Source organism: Ferrimonas sp. YIN67 (assembly GCF_057219095.1).
In genome coordinates this window covers 643,108-663,689 of the sequence record NZ_JBXVVJ010000001.1, presented here as the reverse complement: position 1 = coordinate 663,689, position 20,582 = coordinate 643,108, and the positions used below count along the sequence as shown (strand labels likewise).

Here is a 20,582-nt window from a genome sequence, read left to right as displayed (position 1 = left end):
ATCCGAGTCCCGCAAGGGACTCGGATTTTTTTGTGGAGGGTGCCTGTGGCCTGGCCGCTAACGAATCGTTCCGAACTGTGCGACACCCGACCAACGGCGAGTGCTCCCAGGTTTTGGGCCCTGAGCGCCAACACCATGACTGCACCACAGGTGCCCATCAAAACCGGAGCAAAGCTCAACGCAGCGATGTTAGTGGAGCAGGGGCTCAGGATCCCTCATCTGCAACCACCAGTAGTCTGTAATCGTGTTGTTGATCGGCAGCAGAAGGGCACTGTTGCCCAAGCGCACCAGCTCGACGTCAGTGGTAGTAACGAAGCTGTGGGTATAGGGATCGTCATGCCACTGCTCACCGTCGAAGATCAGCAGGCCCGAAGGGCTGATGAGGATCAGCTCCTGCTCCAGGGTGGGGTGGGGCAGCAGGGTATCGTCGGCGCTGATGCGCAGGTACTGACCACTGTGCTGGAACTTGATGCGGCTGTAGTCCATGGTCTTGGGCTTGAGCTGGGTTTGCCACTGACCCGCGTGCTGTGCAAACAGGCCCAAGTGGCGCTGCGTGTCGGGGGTTTCCAGATCTGGCCAGTAACTGAAAGGGGCACCGTTGGGTAGTTGCCCGGCGGGAATCCTCAGTGGGGCGGTGAAGCTGCCCGACTTGAGTTCCTGCGCCAACGGGATCTCATCGGGCGCCACGGAGACATCGTGCCAGTACAACAGGTACTGCTTGTTGAAGTCGACAGCCGCAGCACGAATGGGATCGCGTCCGGTCACGGCAAAGTCATGCAGGCGTGCCTGGGCCTGTGAGGGAAGGGCCAGCGCCAGTGATGCATCTTCCTGACCGCTTTCCAGGCTGAACAGGCGAATGGTCGGCCAGTTGTTGGTGCTGGTGTAGTAGCCCAGATGATCCGGCAGGTTGTCCAGATGACGGCGCAAGCCACTCGTCAGATCGACGTTCACGGCCTGGCCCTCGATCCAGCGCTGCTGAGCCTCATCGAAACGCACCAGGACGCTGCTGCCATACAGTGGATGGCCGTTGCCCGGTCGAACAAAGGTCGCCAGGGTGCCTTGGGTGGTCACAAAGGGGTGGTTTTGATCCGAGTTGAAGGGGGATTGGTTGTAATCCAGTGCCGGGATTGGAGTGAGCGCTTCACTGGCTCGATCGTACAGCCAGATCTTCTCCTGGCTGCCTTGGGGGATCAGGCTGACGAAGGCAAGGCGCCCATCGTTGGCCCAGCCTGAGTGGCTGATGGCTTGCAGGCGATGCCCTTCGAGCAGCAATTTGGGTTCGCTGAAGGCTTCCCCATCAAAGGTGATGAGATAGATCCCAACCGGGGTGGTCGCGCCCAAGGTGACCCCATAGAGGAGCATGAGCTTATCCCCATCCACCGCATACCCGGCGCGGGTCCAGTTGTAACCATCGTCGGGCAGTTCAAGCCGGTGGCGGTGCCACTGGTAGATGTCGGGGTTGTCCTCGACGGTGACGTCGATCCTGTGGTTCTTGCTGGACCCGGCAGGGGGCTGATAGCCGATGTCGGAAACGGAAAAGGTGACGTAGTTTTCCCCGGCCCGAGCACCATGGAGAGTGTTGTTGTCGCTGCGCCTGAGGATGGGCAGGCCGGAGTCGTCCAGGTTGTTGTTGCCCAACTGCAGGCTGGTGTTGCGAGCCAATGGCCGTACTTGGTCGTTGGTCAGGCGCTCCTCAAACATCAGTGTTACCTGTTCAGCCTCTTTGAGTCGCAGCTGGTTGTCCTCGATATCTTTGACATAAAGGGCAACCGCTTCGGGCTCCTTGACCACCAATTCTTCGCTGGTAAGCCAGCCATCATACTGGGCGGAGATGGTGAACTGGCCAGCCTGGAGGGTACGGAATTGACCGTTCGTGCCCATGGCGATGGCTTGATTGTCGCTGGCCTGCCACTGGGCCAGGGCGGTGATCGCCTGCTCGCTGCCATCGCTGAGTTGAGCCATCGCAGTCCACTGGTAATAGGCGCCAGCAGGGCGACTGAAGGTGTCGGCATCCAGGCTGATGCTGACGATGTCGATGGGTTCAATCTCCAGTTCCAGGCGCTGGCTGTGGCCCTGGAATTGACCGGTGACGCCAAGCGATCCTGTGGTCAGCAGGCTGAGCCGGTTGCCGCTAAGCGTTGCCAGGGCAGGGTCCGACAGCGTCCATTGGGCCTGCTCGGAAACATCCAGTACGGTGCCGTCACCGTAGTGGGCGCTCATGCTGAGTTGCTTCGTCATGCCAACCCGGTAGGGCGCTTCACCACTGATCGCCACACTGATATGGCCGATTTCGGCGCCGGGATTTTGGGTGATCTGCCGAGAGATGCTATCGCTTTGGCCCTCATAAAGGGCAAACAGGGAGATACTGCCCAGGTTGTGCACCGTGAGTCGGGCCTGATCGAAGCTGGCAATGTTTGTGTCGGAACTGGCAAAAGTGGCCAGTTCGGTAACCGTCTCTTGTGTGCCATCGCTATAGCGTGCAGTCAGTTGTGCCGGGTAGCTTTGGCCCACGGCGAGCACCGGGGCCAGTTCCAGATCGATCCCGATGAGGATCGCCTCCCCGTCGGTTACCACCAGATCCGAATGGACTGAGAGGCCGGAATAGTTGGCTTGCAGTTCAACGTACCCCATTTTATGAGCGATCACCGTACCGCCATTAAAGCTGGCCAGGGTCGGATCCGCCGAGTGGAAGCTGGCCTCGCTGGTGACCACCTCTGCCCGGCCATCAGAGTAGTGGGCCTTGAGGGCGTGCAGCTGGGTGGTTCCCGGCGCCATCTGGGTGGCGATCTGCCAGCTCAGGTGGCTCAGTTCGGGGTGAAGCGGGGGATGCTCTGACGATCCGCCAGAGCGGCTGCAGGCGGTCAGCAACAGCAGCAGGGGAAATAACCAAAAGGATTGTTTCATGAAACCTCCATCACGAGTGATGGGGATTTTTAACTATATAAAACAGAAGGATAGAGCCAAGGTTGTAAAATGAGCAGATTATCTTTTACACCTGACGTGCCGGTGTTTTTGTCGGCTTGGTTGCCTAGTTGCAGATTAAGTATCTGGCGCGGGCGTGCCTGGCGAGACTTTTCTCCAGAATGATGTAAAAGTGCTCGCTCACTTATTGCTCACTGGTTGGTGGTGAGTTTAATTCACGTTACTTACTTGGTTGTTTTTGAGTTTCGATCGCTTTGTTTTGATGGTGAGTGTGTTTATGTGATCTCTGGGCGGGATTTTCATGGTTCTGGGTTTTAGCCAGGTCGTCACTCAGTCGCTTTATAGGCGCAAATTGCGCCTTTATTTTTACTGACTTTCTGAGTTTGCTATGACCGCCGCCAAAATGAAGTTTGCCATCGATGATGGCTCCACCAACGTCAAAATCAGCTGGATCAACAATGGCGAGCTGAAAAGCCTGATCTCTGCTAATTCGTTCCGCAAGGACTGGAAGAGTGCCGCCCTGCTCTCCGATAAGCGGGTGTACAACTACGCCATTGGTGCGACCAAGTACACCTATGACGCCACCTCCGATAAGGCCCTGTCCACCACCCACGTCGAGTACCAGTACGATGATCTGAATCTGCTGGCGGTGCACCATGCACTGTTGAAAACTGGAATCGAGCCGTGCCCCGTGTCCATTGTGGTGACCCTGCCCATTACCGAGTACTACAACGCGGATGACTGTCAGCGTAATGAAGCCAATATTGCTCGCAAGAAGGCCAACCTGATGCGGGAGATCAGTCTGAACAAGGGGCAGTTGTTCCAGATTGTGGATGTCGAAGTGATGCCGGAGAGTTTGCCTGCCGTCCTCACCACCCTGGTGGATTCCGGCGTCAGCGAGTTTACCAAGTCCTTGGTCATCGATTTGGGGGGGACCACCCTGGATATGGGTGTGGTGGTCGGCGAATTTGATGAAGTCTCTGCGGTGTACGGTAACGCCGATATTGGCGTGTGTATGGTGACGGATGCCGCGCGCAAGGCGATGGCCGCTGCCGACAGCGATGCCAGCTACCTGGTGGCCAGCGAATTGGTCAAGCGCCGCCATGACCGTGACTTTGTCTCTGAGGTGGTCAACGACGAATCCAAGATTGACTGGGTACTGCAGAAAATTGAGGACAAGATCGAGGAATTGGGCGCTGCGGTGGCCTACGAGGCCAAGATCTTCGCCCGTAATCCCAACCGGGTTTATTTGGTGGGCGGCGGAGCGCCGCTGATCTTTGATGCCGTACGTGAAGCCTATGCCACCCTGGGCGACAAGGTGATGCTGGTGTCCCAGGCCCAGTCGGCCCTGGCCCGAGAAATTTGTTGTTACCACGCCGAGGACTCGGCGGGCGAAGTGGAAGCGGCCTGATGCGGATCAGTGCCAGTTTCCACGTTGAGCCGGAGCATAAGGCGGTCGACCTCCATGCGGTGACAACCCTTAAGGCCTGGCAGCAGGGGTTGCGTCAGCGCCATCAGAACCAGGACTCGTTAAAAACCGCGCAGTCGGATTTTCACCGGGAGATCTACCTGGCCGGACTCTTTCTGCATCAATTGGCCGATCAATTGCCCCGACAACTGGCAGAGAGTTATACGGTCGACAAGGTTCGAGGGGAGACCCTGCTGCACCTGTTGGCGGCCGCAGGGGTATCGGCACCGGCGGCCGGGATCCCCGAGGGACAGTGGCAGCAGCTCAAGGCGATGATGGCCACGGCTCCGACACCAGGGCCCGCTCAGGATATTGATGTCGAGGCCATTGCCCTGCGAGTGGGCCAATATCTCAGTGATAAGCATGAATCCATGGATGCGGCCGAACTGGCGGCCAAGTTGGAAGCTCGCCTGGCGGACAGCTTTGGCAGTGTATCCAATGCTCAGCCTGCCGTGGATACTGCGGCTCTGGCTCGTCATCTAGCCAGTGAGCTCGGTGAGAGTCAGAGTGCTTTGCAGGATGAGATCCGGGAACTGCGCCGTCAGTTGGTTAAGCAGACTCGCCTGCTTGAACAACTGCAAAGTGGTGGCGTCTCCGTTTCTTCCAGCGTTGAGAACGACGGCTTGAACGCCAAGCTGGCCAGTGCCGCCAAGGTGAAGAAAAAAGGCGTCTGGTAGACGCCAAAGGAGAACAAGGCCCCGCTAGATGTGGGGCCTTGTTGTATCTGCTCCACACATCCAGGTAAATAAGCGTCAAGTTTCTGGAAGGCATCATGAAAGTTGGGGATAAAACGGTCTGGCCGGTGCCCGCTTCGTCCTAAAAACGGGAGAGAAGCCCAAGGTGGTATGCACCCAGTCATTACTCCATCAATAAGAAAGGCGCCGGGTCCCTGCTTCGGTGCGAAAAAGGAAGAACATGATGAAAAAAGCCCTGCTGCCCGCGGTGATCGCCGCACAGTTCGTTGCGGCGACGGCGCTGGCAGCTGAGCCTCAGCGCCAGTTCGAACCCTCCCATGAGTCCCTCAATGCCCAGTACCAGGATCCCCAGTGGCTGATGGACGCCAAGTTCGGCATTTACACCCACTGGGGGGTGGTGACCCACGCCATCCAGGACGCCGAACGTCCCATGGGCTGGTATGGCCGCCACATGTATGAGGATGGCCACTACATCCAGAAGCACCACAAGCAGCACTGGGGTGATCCGGCCGAGGTGGGCTACAAGGATCTGATCGACGGCTTTACCGCCGATAACTTTGATGCCAAGCAGTGGGCCGAGCTGTTCGCCGCCGCCGGTGCCAAGTTTGCCGGGCCGGTGGCGGTGCACCACGACAACTTTTTGATGTGGGACTCGAAGCTGTCCCCCTACAACAGTGTCCAGATGGGGCCTAAGCGGGACATCGCCGGTGAGTTGGCCGAGGCCATTAAAGCGGAAGATATGTACTTCTTCTCCTCCTTCCACCACGGCTTCGCGCCGCGCTTCTTTGAGTTTGCCCACAACTATGACGGTGCCGATGCGCCGGAATTGTACGGCGAGTTCCTCAAGCCCGAGCGCCGTGGTACCCAGGAGTTTCGCTGGATCTCCCGCGCTAATCAGGAGATCTTCCTGGCCAAGGTGGATGAGTACACCGCCAAGTACCAGCCGGACATGATCTACTTCGATTTCGGCCTGGGCTGGCACGACTGGGATATCCAGCACCAGATGTACGCCAATTTCTACAACAATGCGGTGCAAACGGGTCAAAGCCAACCCACCGTGGCGCAGAAGAAGCACGAGGGCCATCAGCTGCCTTACTCCATGCTGGACTTGGAGCGCGGCCGCCTGAGCTTTATGTCCGAGTTCCCCTGGCTGACCGACACCTCCACCGGTGCCTGGTTTAACCACAAGAACCCACACCTGGAGAAGTCGTCCGATCTGATCAACTACCTGGTGGATGTGACCTCCAAGAACGGGATCATGGTACTGAACGTTGGGCCGGATCACACCGGGGCCATTCCGGCCGAGCAGGTGAGCATTCTCCAAGACATTGGTGCCTGGCTTGAGATCAACGGCGAAGGCATTTACCACACCCGCCCCTGGCTGACCTATGGCGAGGGCCTGTCGGCCAACGATCGCGGTCACTATGCGGCCAAGGATTCCAAGGCCCACGCGCCAACCGTTTACCGCCCGGAAGATATCCGCTACACCCAAAGCAAAGACGGTAAGACGATCTACGCCTTCGCCATGGGTTGGGCACCGGGCCAGGATATCGTGCTCAAGGCCACGGACGTGGCGAAGAAGCGCTGGCGTGCCAAGGCCGAACTGTTGGGGCTGGGCGAAGTGAAGACCAGCGTCAACGACGCGGGCAACCTGGTGCTGCACACGGCCGAGCTGGACGTCGATGCCATCGGCCCGGTGTACGGCTTTAAGCTGACCGGCTTCGATCTGGCCTGGCATAAGCACGGCCACCATTTCCTGCCGACCACCCAGACCCTGACGTTGGGGGCCCGTGACGGTGACACCCATCTGCTGAGCAGCAACATCCGCATTCGTCACACCGAGCGCCACTACAACCTGGCGCTGGAGATGCCGGCCCACCAGGGCGGCGTGGTGCAGATCCACATCGAAAATAAAGATGGCAGCTTCGATCGCGGTTTCCGTGCCACTGTGCCGGCACAGGCCAAGGCCGGGGTGCAGGAGTTTGGTCACATGCTGCTCAACCATAAGGGGCGCTACACCCTGACCGTCCAGTCGCTGATCGACGGGGTGGATCTGGTGGACGGTACCCAGGCCAGCCTGGTGATCGACCGCGCCGACACCACCCAGAAGATGGGTCAGCACGTCGACTGATCTAAGCACCTTCACTTAATTTTGCGCACCGGCCCCGCCGGTGCGCGTCGCGATTTGGAATAACACCGATGAAAACGTCTCTCTCTCTGGCCCTGCTAGCCATGATGAGCACCCCCGCCCTGGCGGGCACCACCCTGATCAACCCGATCGACGTCGAGTACCAGTACGGCGAGCGGATCTCAGAGAAACGCCAGTTCTTTAAGGCGCCGGGTCTGGTGACCCGGCAAAGCGCCGATCCCGTGGTGATCAAACACGAGGTGGATGGCGAGTTTGCCGGCTACTTTAAGTTCGCCAGCCAGGGCCGCGGCTACTGGATGTCGATGGATCTGATCCACTGGGATCACATCACCCCCACCGGCCCCTGGGCGGTGAGTTACTTCACCCCGGGCCAGACCAAGGATGCGGGCACCACCATCATCGATCCCGACACCGGCCTGGAGTGGAAGGACATGATCGCCCCGGCGGCGCTGGCCAAAGACGGCAAGATCTACGTGATGGCGTCCCATCGTGCCGGCGGCAAGACCGAGCTGCTGGTATCGGACGATCCGGCGTCCGGCGTGTGGCAGTATGCCTCGGAAAACCTCGGCTTCCCTGTGGTGGGCGACAAGAACCTGTGGGATCCGGCGCTCTATCATGAGGACGGTCAGTGGTATGTCTACTGGGGCAGCTCCAACCTGCACCCGCTGTGGGGCACCAAGATCGATCAGCATCGTCAGCGTGGCCTGGAGCTCAATCGCTTCGCCAAGCCGGTGATCATGGCCCACCCGGACGTACACGGCTGGGAGCGCATGGGCTTTGACCACATGCACGACAACCGGGCGCCTTACATCGAAGGGCCGGAGATGTATAAGCGGGGCGACACCTACTACCTGACCTACGCCGGTCCCGGCACCGACGGCAATGTCTACGGTGACGGCGTCTACACCAGTAAGTCGCCGCTGGGGCCGTTCGAGTACCAGGCCCACAACCCGGTCTCCTACAAGCCCGGCGGTTATGTGCACGGTGCGGGTCACGGCAACACCTTCGAGGATGCCCATGGCAACCTGTGGCGCTCCGGCTCCAACTGGTTCGGGGTCAACTGGGTGTTTGAGCGACGCAACGTGCTGCTGCCCTCGGCCATCGATAAGGATGGGGTGATGTACTCCACCGCCCGCTTTATCGACTTCCCGTTCCATGCGCCCACCGGCAAGTACCAGGATCCCAACGAGCTGTTCAGCGGCTGGATGCTGCTCTCCTACAACAAGCCGGCCAGCGCCAGCTCGACCCTGGCGCCGGAGAACGATCGCAGCTTCGACGCCGCCTTCGTCACCGACGAGAACCCGCGCAACTTCTGGGTGGCCGCCGAGAATAATGACGCTCAGTTTGTCACCGTGGATCTGCAGGGTGAGAAGACGGTGCGCGCCATCCAGCTCAACTACGCCGATTACCTGGTGCAGGGCGAGGAGTACCGCGCACCGCTGCCAGGCTCCGGCATCAGCCGTGACGCCTATGATGCGCAGATCTACACCCACTACCGCCTGTCCGTTTCCCTGGACGGTGAAACCTGGACTGAGGTGGCCAACAACCTGGACAGCCAGGAGAACCGCGCCAACGTCTATGTTGAGCTGGAGCAGCCGGTGCAGGCCCGCTATGTGCGTTTCAATAACCTCCATGTCGGGGTGAAGCACCTGGCGGTTAACGGCCTGCGGGTGTTTGGCAACGCGCCGGGTAAGGCGCCGAAGACGCCGAAGGGCCTCAAGGTGGAACGCCTGGACGATCGCCGCAGCGCCCTGGTGTCCTGGACGCCGTCCGAGGCGAAACAGCCAACGGTGGGTTACAACATCCGCTTCGGTGTGGCCAAGGACAAGCTGTACCACACCTATCAGATCTGGCACGACGAGTTTGCCGGTGAGCTGGGCGGCAAAAAGGAGATCCGCTCCCTGGATCTGCACAACGGCTACTGCTTCGCCATCGAGGCGTTTAACGAAACCGGCGTGTCCAAATTGGGCAAAGTGCGCTGCGTCGAGTGAGCGTCGGTTCGAGCATGCGAACGACACCAACCAAAAACAAAATAAAACCAAAGGAAAGGAACAGTATGGATCGTATTTTTTCCCGCCGGGCGCTGACCGGTATGGCGCTGCTGTTGGCACCGGCCCTGGCTGGCGCCAGCAGTGAGGCGGCTTATGAGGCGAACATCGCCTCCCTGAGCCACTACCAGGCACCGGAATGGTACCAGGATGCCAAGTTTGGGGTCTGGGCCCACTGGGGACCCTACTCGGTACCGGCGTTTGGCGGCCGCCATGCGGCGGAGTGGTACCCACGCCATATGTACGACGCCAATGACAGCACCGGCCACTATTCGCACCACAAGGCCACCTATGGGCCGCAAAGCGAGTTTGGCTACAAGGATTTCATCCCGCTGTTTACCGCCGACAAGTTCGATGCCGAGCACTGGGTCGATCTGGCGGACGTGGCCGGAGCCCGCTTCTACGCCGTGGTGGCCCTGCACCACGACGGCTTCTCCATGTACGACAGTGATCACACTCAGTGGAACTCGGTAGAGATGGGGCCGAAACGGGACATCGTCGATGAGCTGTTCACGGCGGCCCGGGCGCGCGGCATGAAGGTGGGGGTGACCAATCACTTTGCCCACAACCTGGATTACTTCGAGCATCTGTTTAAGTTCGGTGGCGACTGGGCCCCCGAGTATCAGGATCTCTACAGCCACGGCGGGGAGCCGGACGAGTGGTACATGAACCGCTGGTGGAACCGCACCTCGGAGCTGGTGGACAAGTACCAGCCGGATCTCTACTACTTCGACTGGGGCTGGAACCGCCCCAGCATGCTGGAGGCCTTCGAGGGCGAGCGGGAGCGCTTCCTGGCCTACTACTACAATGCGGCGATCGCCCAGGGTAAGGGCGAATTTGGCAACCCCAATGTGGTGATGAACTTCAAGGGGCGCACCCTGCCGCGCACCGTAGCCATTCAGGATGTTGAGCGGGGCGGTCGCAACCAGGTCAGCGATCACGTCTGGCAGGCCGACACCTCCATCAGCAAGCACTCCTGGAGCTACTCCGAGGTGGATGAATACTGGTCCACCACCGAGATGCTGCACACCCTGATCGACGTGGTGAGCAAAAACGGCGTGATGATGCTCAACTTCGGCCCCCGTGCCGATGGCACGGTGCCAGAGGAGTACAGCATCGTGCTCGAGGAGATGGGGCAGTGGCTGGCACTGAATGGCGAGGCGATCTATGAGACCCGCCCCTATCAGATCCACGGCGAAGGGCCGACCGTCCGTACCGACGAAAACCGCACTCAGCTTAAGCGCCACGGTTACAACTATGGCCCTTCGGATATCCGCTTTACCCGCAACAAGGCCAACGACACCCTGTACGTTACCGCCCTGGCGATGGCCGAGGATGGCCAGACCCGGGTGACGCGCCTCAATGGGAAGGCCTTTGATATGGCTGCGATCGCGTCGGTGCAAACCCTGGATGGCCAGACCATCCGCTGGCGTCAGGAGCGGGACGCTCTGATCCTCACCTGGCCGCAGGGCATGGCCGAGTCGGCGGCCTACGTGGCCAAGCTGCAGTTCAAGGGGACCTTGCCCAAACTTAAGCGTTAAGTCGGTTCGTTCCGGGTGGCGACACCTCGAACCGATCATCCATGCGGACTCGCACTAAGGCGGGTCCGCCCACACTCGTTATAACTGGTGAATTCAGTGAACAAATTTGCAATGAGCGCGGTGGCGCTGGCCCTGCTCAGTGGCGGCGTCAGTGCCAGCACCTACATCAATCCCATGGATGTGGAGTACCAATACGCCGAAGTGATCGAGCAGCGGATGGCCTATCCCGGCGTGGCCGGGCTCAATGCTCGCATGGGCGCCGATCCTGTGATGGTGCACCTGGACGCCGAGGGCGAGCAGCGCGGTTATTACCTGTTTGGCACCCATAACCGCGGCTACTTCTACTCCGAGGACATGGTGAGCTGGGAGCACATCGTGCCCCAGGGCGACTGGCCGGTGAGTTACTTCAACGAGAAGAGTGAGCGGGAGCGCAACTCCGGCGGCATTCGCACCGAGCCGGACACCGGCTACATCTACAAGGACATGATCGCCCCGGCGGCGGCGGTCAAGGACGGTCAGATCTACCTGATGGCCTCCAGCCGTGGCGGTACGCCTCAGTTGTTTGTCAGCGAAGATCCCCGTAAGGGCCAGTGGCGCATGCTGGAGAAGGATCTGGGCTTCCCCAGCGTGGGCGACAAGCACCTGTGGGATCCGGCGCTCTACCATGAGGACGATCAGTGGTACATCTTCTGGGGCAGCTCCCATGTGCACCCGCTGTACGGTTCCACGATCAACGAAAGCAAGAAAAACGGCATGAAGGTGGATCGCTTCCTGCGCTCCTTCGTCCACCTCTACCCGGATCAGCACGGCTGGGAGCGGATGGGCTGGGATCACAGCGCCGAGGATCGTCGCCCCTACGGTGAAGGTCCTGAGCTGATCAAGGACGGCGACACCTACTACCTGACCTATGCGGCACCGGGCACCGACAACAACGTCTACGGTGACGGGGTCTACACCGCCAAGTCGCCACTGGGGCCCTTCGTCTACCAAGAGCACAACCCGGTCTCCTACAAGCCCGGCGGCTACGTCCACGGCGCCGGCCACGGCAACACCTTCCGCGACGAACACGGCAACGTCTGGCGCTCCGGCACCAGCTGGCTGGGGGTCAACTGGGTGTTTGAACGCCGTCTGGTGATGCTGCCGGGGGCGATCGACGCCGACGGCCAGCTTTACAGCACCAGCCGATTTGCCGACTTCCCTCAGTACGCACCGACCGGCGAGTACCAGGATCCCAACGATCTGTTCACCGGCTGGATGCTGCTTTCCTACCAGAAGCCGATCAGCGCCAGCTCCGAGGTCGAAGGCCATGAAGCGGCGCGCCTGAGCGATGAGGATCCGCGCAGCTACTGGGTTGCCCAGAGCAACGGCGACGAGCAGGTTGTGATGGATCTGCAGGGCGAGAAAACCGTGCGGGCCATTCAGCTCAACTACACGGATCACCTGGTGGACGCCGAGAAGCTGACCCCGCTGATGCCGCGGGAGAGCGATCTTAAGGAATACAAGGAGCGGGTCTACAGCCACTACCGGGTGAGCCTGTCCAGCGACGGCGAGAACTGGACCGTGGTGGCGGACAACAGCGCCATCAAGGAGAACCGCGCCAACCCTTACATCCAGCTGGACGAGCCGGTTGAAGCGCGTTTCGTCAAGTTCGAGAACCTGCATGTGCCCACCGAGCACCTGGCGCTGAGCGCGATCCGGGTGTTTGGTAATGCTCCGGGCAAGGCGCCGAAGGCGCCCAAGGGCCTGACCGTCGAACGCCTGGAAGATCGCCGCAACGCCATGGTGTCCTGGACGCCGCAAAGCGACGCCAAACAGGGCGTGGTGGGTTACAACATCCGCTTTGGTCATGCCAAGGACAAGCTGTACCACACCTACCAGATCTGGCACGACGAGTTCGCCGGTGAGCTGGACGGGCAGAAGGAGATCCGCTCGCTCAACCTGCACAGTGGCTACTGCTTCGCCATCGAGGCCTTCAACGAGGCCGGCGTATCCAAGTTAGGTAAGGTGCGCTGCGTCGACTGAGCCAAAGACAAAACAGAGCGCCACCTTAGGGTGGCGCTTTTGCGTTAGGAGAGAACACAATGAATTTGAATCGAGGGGCGCAGCTTCTGGCGTGCGGCTTGATGGGCATAGCCTCCGGCAGCGTCGCGGCGGGAACCTACATCAACCCCATGGATGTGGAGTACCAGTATGCCGAAGAGGTGCCGCATTCCCATGCCTACCCCGGCCTGGAAGGGCTGCAGACCCGCACCGGTGCCGATCCCGTGCTGGTGCACTATGAGGTGGATGGCGAGCATCGGGGCTACTACCTGTTTGGCACCCATAACCGGGGCTACTACTACTCGGACGATCTGGTTGGCTGGCAGCACATCGTCCCCACCGGCGACTGGCCGGTCAGTTATATGCCGGATGACAGTGCAACCGACAGTGCCTTTACCGAGTCCGATACCGGGTTTCACTACAAGGACATGATCGCCCCGGCGGCGGTGGCCGAAGCGGGCAAGATCTACCTGCTGGCGTCCAACAATGGCGGCAAGCCCCGGCTGTACGTCAGTGACGATCCCAAGGGGGGCCACTGGCAGGTGGCCGAAACCGACTTGGGTTATCTCAAGGTGGGGGATCAGAACCTGTGGGATCCGGCACTCTATTTCGAAGAGGGGCAGGGCTACATCTTCTGGGGCAGCTCCAACGTCCATCCCCTGTACGGCGCCCACCTGAACCAGGACAACAAGCGCGGCATTAAGGTCGACCGTCGCTACAAAACCTTGCTGTCGCTGCACCCGGAGCAGCACGGTTGGGAGCGGATGGGCTGGGATCACACCCTGCCCCGCGTGCCCTTTGTCGAAGGCCCGGAGATGATCAAGCACGGGGATACCTACTACCTGAGCTATGCCGCGCCGGGCACCAACGCCAATGTCTACGCCGATGGCGTCTACACCGCCAAGGCACCGCTGGGTCCCTACACCTACCAGGCGCATAACCCTGTGTCCTACAAGCCCGGTGGCTTTGTCCATGGCGCCGGTCACGGCAACTCGTTCCGGGACCGGTTTGGCAACCTGTGGCGCACCGGCACCAATTGGGTGGGCAACAACTGGGTATTCGAGCGCCGCCTGGTGCTCCTGCCCGGGGCGTTTGATGCCGATGGCCAGATGTACAGCACCAGCCGTTTCGCCGATTTTCCCTATCATGCGCCGACCGGCGAGTTTCAGGATCCCAACGATCTCTTTACCGGCTGGATGCTGCTCTCCTACCGCAAGCCGGTGATCGCCAGCTCCGAAACCGAAGGCCATGAAGCGGCGCGGGTGAGCGACGAAGATCCGCGCAGTTACTGGATCGCCCAAAGCAACGGCGATGAGCAGCTGGTGATGGATCTGCAGGACGTGAAAACCGTGCGGGCGATCCAGCTCAACTATGTCGATCACCATGAGCTGGATCCCGATCTGCTGCCGCCCATGCCAAGGGACAGCGATCTGCAGGAGTACAAGGCGCGGGTGTACAGCCACTACCGGCTGAGCCTGTCGGTCGACGGCGAGAACTGGACCCAGGTGGCGGACAACAGCGCCATCCAGGAGAACCGGTCCAACCCCTACATCCAGCTGGAACAACCGGTTGAGGCGCGTTTCGTCAAGTTTGAGAACCTTCATCTGCCCACCGAGCACCTGGGGCTGAGTGCGATCCGGGTGTTTGGCAACGCCCCGGGCAAGGCACCGAAGGCGCCCAAGGGCCTCAAGGTGGAACGCCTGGAAGATCGCCGCAACGCCCTGGTGTCCTGGACGCCTTCCGAAGCGAAACAGGAAACCGTGGGTTACAACATCCGCTTTGGTATGGCCAAGGACAAGCTGTACCACACCTACCAGATCTGGCACGACGAGTTTGCCGGTGAGCTGGGCGGGCAGAAGGCGATCCGCTCCCTCAACCTGCACAGCGGCTACTGTTTTGCCATCGAGGCCTTCAACGAGACGGGCGTATCCAAGTTAGGCAAGGTGCGCTGCGTCGAGTGATCCCGCTGGCCGCCTGGATGGGTGGCCGCAGAGAAATTATCGCGGTTCGAGGCACCGCCAGGTCGGGACGAGGGAGACTCGCCTTCGACCATCGGCGCCGAGATCGGCGGAGACAACAATAACGAGATAAAGAGGTTGATAACACCATGGAACGCCGTATTTCCCGCCAGCTGCTGGGCAGCCTGGCCCTGATCCTAAGCCCGGTCGCCCTGGCGACCGCCGGCAGTGAGGCCCAGTACCAGGCCAACATCGAGTCCCTGAGTCACTATGAGGTACCCGAGTGGTACCAGGACGCCAAGTTTGGGATCTGGGCGCACTGGGGGCCCTATTCTGTCCCCGCGTTTGGGGGGCGTCACGCCGCCGAATGGTATCCCCGCCACATGTACGATGCCCAGGATTCCACCGGCCACTACAGCCACCACAAGGCCACCTATGGCGACAACAGCGAGTTTGGCTACAAGGACTTTATCCCGCTGTTTACCGCCGATAAGTTCGACGCCGACGTCTGGGCCCAGCTGGCCGTTGACTCCGGGGCCAAATACTACGGCGTGGTGGCCCTGCACCACGACGGCTTCTCCATGTACGACAGCGATCACACCCAGTGGAACTCGGTGAAGATGGGGCCCAAGCGCGATGTGGTGGCTGAGCTGTTTGAAGCGGCCCGGGCGCGGGGCCTGAAGGTGGGGGCGACCAACCACTTCGCCCATAACCTGGATTATTACGAGCACCTGTTCAAGTACGGCGGCGACTGGGCCCCCGAGTATCAGGATCTCTACAGCCACGGCGGGGAGCCGGACGAGTGGTACATGAACCGCTGGTGGAACCGCACTGCAGAGCTGGTGGACAAGTACCAGCCGGATCTCTACTACTTCGACTGGGGCTGGAACCGTCCGACCATGCTGGAGGCCTTCGAGGGTGAGCGGGAACGCTTCCTGGCCTACTACTACAACGCGGCCATTGAGCAGGGCAAGGGCAAGTTCGGTGATCCGGGTGTGGTGATGAACTTCAAGGGCCGCACCCTGCCGCGCAACGTGGCGGTGCAGGATATCGAGCGGGGCGGTCGCAACCAGATCAGCGATCACGTCTGGCAGTCCCACACCTCCATCAGTAAGCGCTCCTGGAGCTACTCCACTCAGGATGATTATTGGGACAGCCGCGAGATGCTGCACAGCCTGATCGACGTGGTGAGCAAAAACGGTGTGTTCTTCCTCAACTTCGGCCCCCGTGCCGACGGGACCATTCCTGATGAGTACACCAGCGTGCTGCTGGAGATGGGGCAGTGGCTCAAGGCCAACGGCGAGGCGATCTACGCCACCCGCCCTTACCAGATCCATGGCGAAGGCCCAACCGTCCGTACGGCGAAAAACCGTCACGAGCTGAAGCGGCACGGCTTCCGCTATACCCCAGAGGACATCCGCTTTACCCGTAACAAGGCCAACGACACCCTGTACGTTACTGCCCTGAACCTGGCCGAGGATCGCAAGACCCGTGTCACCCGCTTCAAGGCGAAGGCGTTCGATATGTCCGAAGTGGTCGCCGTGACCACCCTGGACGGTCAGCCTATCGCCTGGACTCAGGAGAAAGGTGCGCTGATCCTCAGCTGGCCCAAGGGGATGGCCCCGTCGGCGGCCTACGTGGCCAAGCTGCAGTTCAAGCAGAGTGTGCCTGAGCTCAAATAGGGACAGGGTGGGGTCGCCGTCACGGCGATCCGATCCCATTTTTCCCAGCGGGTACCGGTCTGATCCGGGCCCGCTGACAACCACCAAGATCGATGATTACTGTGAACAGAATCCAATTTAGCGCCGTGGCGCTGGGCCTGGCACTGGCCCCGGCCCAGGCGGCCAGCACCTACATCAACCCCATGGATGTGGAGTACCAATACGCCGAAGTGATCGATCAGAGCAGGGCGTACTCCGGCGTGGCCGGACTCAATGCCCGCATGGGCGCCGATCCGGTTATGGTCCACCTGGATGCCGAGGGCGAGCAGCGCGGTTATTACCTGTTTGGCACCCATAACCGCGGCTACTACTTCTCCGAGGACATGGTGAGCTGGGAGCACATCGTGCCTCAGGGCGACTGGCCGGTGAGCTACTTCAACGAGAAGAGTGAGCGGGAGCGCAACTCCGGTGGCATTCGCACCGAGCCGGACACCGGCTACATCTACAAGGACATGATCGCCCCGGCGGCGGCGGTCAAGGACGGTCAGATCTACCTGATGGCGTCCAGTCGTGGCGGTACGCCTCAGCTGTTTGTCAGCGAAGATCCGCGCAAGGGGCAGTGGCGCATGCTGGAGAAGGATCTGGGCTATCCCAATGTGGGCGCTGGGCACCTGTGGGATCCGGCGCTCTACCATGAGGACGACCAGTGGTACATCTTCTGGGGCAGCTCCCATGTGCACCCGCTGTACGGCGCCAAGATCAACGAAAGTAAGAAACACGGCATGAAGGTGGATCGCTTCCCGCGCTCCTTCATCCACCTCTACCCGGATCAGCACGGCTGGGAGCGGATGGGCTGGGATCACAGCTCGGAGCGTCGCCCCTACGGTGAAGGCCCGGAGATGATCAAGGACGGCGACACCTACTACCTGACCTATGCGGCACCGGGCACCGACAACAACGTCTACGGTGACGGAGTTTACACCGCCAAGTCGCCCCTGGGGCCCTTCGTCTACCAAGAGCACAACCCGGTCTCCTACAAGCCCGGCGGCTACGTCCACGGCGCCGGTCACGGCAACACCTTCCGCGACGAACACGGCAACGTCTGGCGCTCTGGCACCAGCTGGCTGGGGGTCAACTGGGTGTTTGAACGCCGTCTGGTGATGCTGCCGGGGGCGATCGACGCCGACGGCCAGCTGTACAGCACCAGTCGCTTCGCCGACTTCCCTCAGTACGCGCCGACCGGCGAGTACCGGGATCCCAATGATCTGTTCACCGGCTGGATGCTGCTCTCCTACCAGAAACCGGTGAGTGCCAGCTCCGAAACCGAGGGCCATGAAGCGGCGCGGGTGAGTGACGAGGATCCACGCAGCTACTGGGTGGCCGGCAGCAACGGCGCCGAGTCCCTGGTGATGGATCTGCAGGGCGAGAAAACCGTGCGGGCCATTCAGCTCAACTACGCGGATCATCGGGTGGATGCCAAGAAGGTGACCCCGCTGATGCCGCGGGAGAGCGATCTTAAGGAGTACAAGGCGCGGGTATACACCCACTACCGGGTGAGCCTGTCCAGCGACGGCGAGAACTGGACCCTGGTGGCTGACAACAGTGCCGTTAAGGAGAACCGGGCCAACCCCTATATCGAGCTGGAAAAGCCGGTTGAGGCACGTTACGTTAAGTTCGACAACGGGCATGTGGCCACCGAGCACCTGGCGCTGAGCGCGATCCGGGTCTTTGGCAACGCCAAGGGCAAGGCGCCGAAGACCCCCAAGGGGCTCAAGGTGGAACGGCTGGATGATCGGCGCAGCGCCCTGGTCTCCTGGACGCCTTCCGAAGCGAAACAGGAAACCGTGGGTTACAACATCCGCTTCGGCATCGCTCGTGACAAGCTGTACCACACCTATCAGATCTGGCACGACGATTTTGCCGGTGAGCTGAAGGGCAGCAAGGAGATCCGCTCCCTCAACCTGCACAGCGGCTACTGCTTCGCGGTGGAGAGCTTTAACGAGACCGGCGTGTCCAAACTCAGCTCGGTGCGCTGCGTCGACTGAGTTGCCCGGATGAACCATTTCGCCACCTACGGGTGGCGCTTTTACAGGGAGAACCCCATGGCTTACACACGATGGGCGGCTGTCCTGGCCGCCGCGTCGCTCAGTGCCAGCGCCGTTGCGGCCGGTACCTATATCAATCCGCTGGATCTGGACTACTTCTACGGCAAGGTTGCGCTCAGCCGCTCCAACTTCCCCGAGGTGGCCAACCTGCAGGCGCGCACCAGTGCCGATCCGGTCATGCTCTATCTGGATGGCGAGGCGGATCAGCGCGGCTACTACCTGTTTGGCACCACGGCCCGAGGCTACTGGCACTCGACCGATCTGAGACAGTGGCGCCATGTCACCCCCAAGGGCCCCTGGCCGGTCAGCTACTTCGAGCCCATTGCCCGGATGCACCCGACACCACAGCAGTTGGCGGCCGGCGTGATGGAGCGGGATATCACCGCCCCCGCCGCCCTGGTACGAGATGGCCGCATCTACCTGATGTCGTCCAATCGCACCGGTACCACTCCGCTATTTGCCTCGGTGGATCCCGCCAACGGTGTCTGGGAGCCGATCGAGGAGGATCTGGGCTTTCCCAACGTCGGCGACGGCAACCTGTGGGATCCGGGCCTGTATGAGGAGGAAGGGCGTTGGTACGTCTACTGGGGCAGCTCCAACCTGCATCCGCTGTATGGCACCGAGCTCAAGCGCAACAAGGAGGGCGATCTTAAGCTGGATCGTTTCCTCAAGCCGGTGCTGACCCTGCACCCGGACCAACACGGTTGGGAGCGGATGGGCTGGGATCACGGCTCACCGCGCCGCCCCTACGTGGAAGGGCCGGAGCTGATCAAGCACGGCGCGACCTACTACCTCAAGTACGCCGCCCCGGGCACCAGTGAGAACGTCTACGCCGATGGTGTCTACACCGCCCAATCGCCGCTGGGGCCCTTTACTTATCAGGCGCACAACCCGGTCTCCTACAAACCCGGTGGCTATGTGCAAGGGGCCGGCCACGGCAACTCATTCCAGGATGAACACGGCAACTGGTGGCATACCGGCACCAGCTGGATCGGGGTCAACCACGTGTGGGAGCGGCGTATCGTCCTGCTGCCCACCGGCTTCGATGCCGACGGCCAGATGTACGCCTCCAGCCGCTTCGCCGACTTCCCCCAGAAGCTGCCCACTAAACAATGGCAGGAGATCGAGGAACTGTTTAGCGGCTGGATGCTGCTCAGTTACCAGAAACCGGTCACCGTCAGTTCGGTGCTGGAGGACGCGACGGGGAGCTACGGTGGCGAGCGGATCACCGACGAGCAGGTGCGGACATTCTGGGTGGCGGCGGACAACGGCGAGGATCAGTACGCCATCGTCGATCTGGGGCGGTCCATGACCGTCAACGCGGTGCAGATCAACTACGCGGATTTCAAGGTTAGCGGCGAAAACACTCAGGCACCCTTGCCCCGCGACGGTGGCCTGGACGACTACAAGGCCGACACCGTAAGTCAGTTCCGCCTCTCGGTGTCCCGCGACGGCCAGCAGTGGCAGGCGGTGACGGACAACCTGGGCGAGCGGCGCAACCGGGCTAACGCCTACGTCGAGCTCGATGCATCAATCCAGGCCCGCTATGTTCGCTTCGAGAATGTCAGTGTGGCCAACGAGCACCTGGCGCTGTCCGGCCTGCGGGTGTTCGGCAACGCCCCGGGCAAGGCACCTAAGGCGCCCAAGGGGCTGACCGTCGAACGCCAGGCCGACCGTCGGGACGCTCAGGTGGCCTGGCAGCCGCAGGCCGATGCGGTGGGTTACAACATCCGCTTCGGCATGGCCAAGGACAAGCTGTACCACACCTACCAGATCTGGGCCGACGAGTTTGCCGGTGAGCTGGAGGGCAAAAAGGCGATCCGCTCCCTCAACCTGCACAGCGGCTACTGCTTCGCCATCGAGGCGTTTAACGAAACCGGCGTGTCGGGCTTGAGCCAGGTGCGCTGCGTCGAATGAGTCGCCCTTACAGGTAAGCCGGACCGGTCATAGGTTGTGACCGGTTTGGCACTAAAACGAATGAACATAACGAACACA

Annotated in this window: 11 protein-coding genes; 10 read left to right on the top strand and 1 reads right to left on the bottom strand. The window is 60.9% G+C overall.

The features are described 5' to 3' along the window. Window positions 1-189 precede the first annotated feature (189 nt). Window positions 190-2,904, bottom strand: coding sequence for a hypothetical protein (locus AC2D8U_RS02550; RefSeq protein WP_484617470.1), 2,715 nt, complete (start codon window positions 2,902-2,904; stop codon window positions 190-192). A 406-nt stretch (window positions 2,905-3,310) separates the two neighbouring features. On the opposite strand from AC2D8U_RS02550, the gene parM reads away from it, so the two are divergent. From parM to AC2D8U_RS02500, 10 genes are all read left to right on the top strand, one after another. After that, window positions 3,311-4,333, top strand: a complete 1,023-nt coding sequence (gene parM / locus AC2D8U_RS02545; protein WP_484617469.1) for a plasmid segregation protein ParM domain-containing protein — start codon at window positions 3,311-3,313, stop codon at window positions 4,331-4,333. Next, complete coding sequence (locus tag AC2D8U_RS02540) at window positions 4,333-5,067, top strand: hypothetical protein (RefSeq protein ID WP_484617468.1); 735 nt, start codon at window positions 4,333-4,335, stop codon at window positions 5,065-5,067. The genes parM and AC2D8U_RS02540 overlap by 1 nt, the downstream gene beginning before the upstream one ends. Window positions 5,068-5,308: 241 nt before the next feature. Further along, window positions 5,309-7,216, top strand: a complete 1,908-nt coding sequence (locus AC2D8U_RS02535) for an alpha-L-fucosidase (protein ID WP_484617467.1) — start codon at window positions 5,309-5,311, stop codon at window positions 7,214-7,216. Between the two features lie 68 nt (window positions 7,217-7,284). Then, complete coding sequence (locus AC2D8U_RS02530; RefSeq protein ID WP_484617466.1) at window positions 7,285-9,225, top strand: family 43 glycosylhydrolase; 1,941 nt, start codon at window positions 7,285-7,287, stop codon at window positions 9,223-9,225. 65 nt (window positions 9,226-9,290) lie between these two features. Continuing rightward, window positions 9,291-10,823 (top strand): alpha-L-fucosidase, encoded by a 1,533-nt coding sequence (locus AC2D8U_RS02525; protein WP_484617465.1) that lies wholly within the window; start codon window positions 9,291-9,293, stop codon window positions 10,821-10,823. Between the two features lie 96 nt (window positions 10,824-10,919). Next, the gene (locus AC2D8U_RS02520; RefSeq protein WP_484617464.1) at window positions 10,920-12,845 is read left to right on the top strand and encodes a family 43 glycosylhydrolase; all 1,926 of its coding nucleotides are present in this window, start codon (window positions 10,920-10,922) and stop codon (window positions 12,843-12,845) included. 59 nt (window positions 12,846-12,904) lie between these two features. Then, window positions 12,905-14,824 carry a family 43 glycosylhydrolase gene (locus AC2D8U_RS02515; RefSeq protein ID WP_484617463.1) on the top strand — a complete coding sequence of 640 codons (1,920 nt, stop codon included), beginning with the start codon at window positions 12,905-12,907 and terminating at the stop codon, window positions 14,822-14,824. Between the two features lie 146 nt (window positions 14,825-14,970). After that, window positions 14,971-16,503, top strand: a complete 1,533-nt coding sequence (locus tag AC2D8U_RS02510; RefSeq protein WP_484617462.1) for an alpha-L-fucosidase — start codon at window positions 14,971-14,973, stop codon at window positions 16,501-16,503. Window positions 16,504-16,604: 101 nt separating this feature from the next. Beyond that, window positions 16,605-18,527, top strand: a complete 1,923-nt coding sequence (locus AC2D8U_RS02505; protein ID WP_484617461.1) for a family 43 glycosylhydrolase — start codon at window positions 16,605-16,607, stop codon at window positions 18,525-18,527. Between the two features lie 57 nt (window positions 18,528-18,584). Next, window positions 18,585-20,504 (top strand): family 43 glycosylhydrolase, encoded by a 1,920-nt coding sequence (locus AC2D8U_RS02500; protein WP_484617460.1) that lies wholly within the window; start codon window positions 18,585-18,587, stop codon window positions 20,502-20,504. The last annotated feature ends 78 nt before the right edge of the window (window positions 20,505-20,582 follow it).